At 71.0% G+C, this 2,113-nt stretch carries 1 protein-coding gene and 1 pseudogene; one reads left to right on the top strand and one right to left on the bottom strand.

The annotated features are described in order from the left end of the window. Nucleotides 1-5 precede the first annotated feature (5 nt). The gene (locus IH13_RS0135065; RefSeq protein WP_234433497.1) at nucleotides 6-1,523 is read left to right on the top strand and encodes a nucleobase:cation symporter-2 family protein; all 1,518 of its coding nucleotides are present in this window, start codon (nucleotides 6-8) and stop codon (nucleotides 1,521-1,523) included. A gap of 28 nt (nucleotides 1,524-1,551) precedes the next feature. Here the strand turns inward: IH13_RS0135065 and IH13_RS0135060 are convergent. After that, nucleotides 1,552-2,113, bottom strand: a pseudogene (locus tag IH13_RS0135060) (chitosanase); the annotation flags it as partial.

The following is a 2,113-nucleotide window of genomic DNA, read 5'->3' as shown; positions in this document are numbered from 1 at the left end:
CAGAGATGTGTATAAGAGACAGGCAGAACACCACCCCAGCGCCCGGCACCACCCCCGACCCGGGCACCACGCCCACCGGCCCGGACGCCGACCCCGCCGGCCGTGACGCCCATCCCGCCGGCCGTGACGCCACCGCCGATCCGGACCGCGGGCATCCGGTCGACGAGACGCTCCCGCCCCTGAAGATGTTCACCAGCGGCCTGCAGCACGTGGCCGCCATGTACGCCGGGGTGGTCGCCCCGCCGATGATCGTGGGCCCCGCCGTGGGGCTGACCGCCAAGGAGACCGCCTTCCTGATGGGGGCGAGCCTCTTCACCGCCGGCATCGCCACCCTTCTCCAGACCCTCGGTTTCTGGCGCATCGGTGCCCGGCTGCCGTTCGTCAACGGCGTCTCCTTCGCCGGCGTCACCCCGATGATCGCGATCGGCAAGGACCGGGGGCACGACGGCATCGCCGTCATCTTCGGCGCGATCATGGTGGCCGGTGTCCTCGGCTTCCTCCTCGCCCCGTACTTCTGCAAACTCGTACGGTTCTTCCCGCCCGTGGTGACCGGCACCGTCATCACCCTCATCGGCGTCTCACTGCTGCCGGTCGCCTTCAACTGGTCCCAGGGCGGCGACGCCACAGCCCCGGACCACGGCTCCACGACCAACATCACGATGGCCGCCGTCACCCTCGTGATCGTGCTCGCCCTGCGCAAACTGCTGCGGGGCTTCCTCCAGCAGATCGCGATCCTGCTGGGGCTGGTCATCGGCACCCTGATAGCGATACCCGTCGGCATCACCGACTTCGGGGCACTCGGCGACGCCGGTCTGGTCGGCTTCCCGACGCCGTTCCACTTCGGCGGCCCGCAGTTCGAGACCGCCGCGATCGTCTCGATGTGCATCGTGATGCTCATCTGCATGACCGAGTCCACCGCGGACATGCTGGCCCTCGGCAAGATCGTCGGCCGGCCGGCGGACGAGCGGACCATCGAGGGCGGTCTGCGCGCCGACACGCTCGGCAGCGCGCTCAGCCCGCTCTTCAACGGCTTCATGTGCAGCGCGTTCGCCCAGAACATCGGGCTGGTCGCGATGACCAAGGTGCGCAGCCGGTTCGTCGTCGCCGCCGGCGGTGTGATCCTCGTGGTGCTCGGCCTCGTCCCCGTCGCCGCGTCCGTCATCGCCCTCGTCCCGCTGCCGGTGCTCGGCGGCGCGGGCATCGTGCTGTTCGGCTCGGTCGCGGCGAGCGGTATCCAGACCCTGGCCACCGCCGCCCTGGAGAAGGGCGAGAACGCCCTGATCGTCGCGGCGGCCGTCGGCGTCGGCCTCGTACCGATCGCCGCCCCGGACTTCTACCACGCCTTCCCGCAGGACCTGCTCGTCGTCCTGGACTCGGGCATCTCCACGGGGTGCGTGGTGGCGATCCTGCTCAACCTGGCCTTCAACCACCTGGGCCGCAGGCCGGACGCGGACGCCGCGGAGGAGGAACCGACCGCGACCGAGCAGCCCAAGGACCCGATGGTGCTGCCGGTGGTCCCCTGACCGGACGGGCCCGCGGTGCGTGTGCGGAGTCGAGCGGCGGGTCCAGATCCAGATTGCCGTCGCGCAGGAAGAGCCGCTGTGCGGTGTCCACCCGGCTGGTGTCCGAGTGCGCCTCCTCCTGCCGCATCGCCCAGACCCGGGCGTCCAGGAACGCGTCGAGGTAGGCGACCTCGTCACCGCCCCGCGACGGCGGCGCGGCCTCGGCGAGGGCTCGCTGCCGGATGGACCCGAAGCTCGTGCTGTCCTCGCCTCCTCCGTGCATGACGATGGCGTCGTAGTACGCGAACTGGCCGAGGGTGCCGAGACCGTCGTCCTTGCCCTGGCGCACCGCGGGGCCGAAGTACACCCGGTCCCGTTCGTCGTTCTGCGCCTGCTGGAACACCGGGTCCTTCGCGGCCTCGGCCCAGTCCTCGGTGAACCGGGGGTCGAGCCCGTCGTGCGAGTCGGTTCCGTCCACCGCGCGCAGGGCGGGCAGGTACGACGCGAGCACGTTGCCCGGTGAGCGGTCGGTGTACCGCTCGACCAGGGCGAGCATGTCACCGGTGCCGGAGCAGAAGCCGATGATGCCCGCGGTGTAGCCGCGGCCGTCG

Origin of the sequence: Streptomyces sp. NRRL WC-3549, from assembly GCF_000721935.1 — a bacterium.
In the GTDB taxonomy this organism is placed as follows: Bacteria; Actinomycetota; Actinomycetes; order Streptomycetales; family Streptomycetaceae; genus Streptomyces.
Note: the sequence above shows the minus strand (reverse complement) of the source record. Positions and strands in the feature narration are given on the sequence as shown.

Excerpts from the sequence above, each read along its gene's own strand:
- IH13_RS0135065 (WP_234433497.1), top strand. The coding sequence starts at position 6 with ATGTGTATAAGAGACAGGCAGAACACCACCCCAGCGCCCGGCACCACC.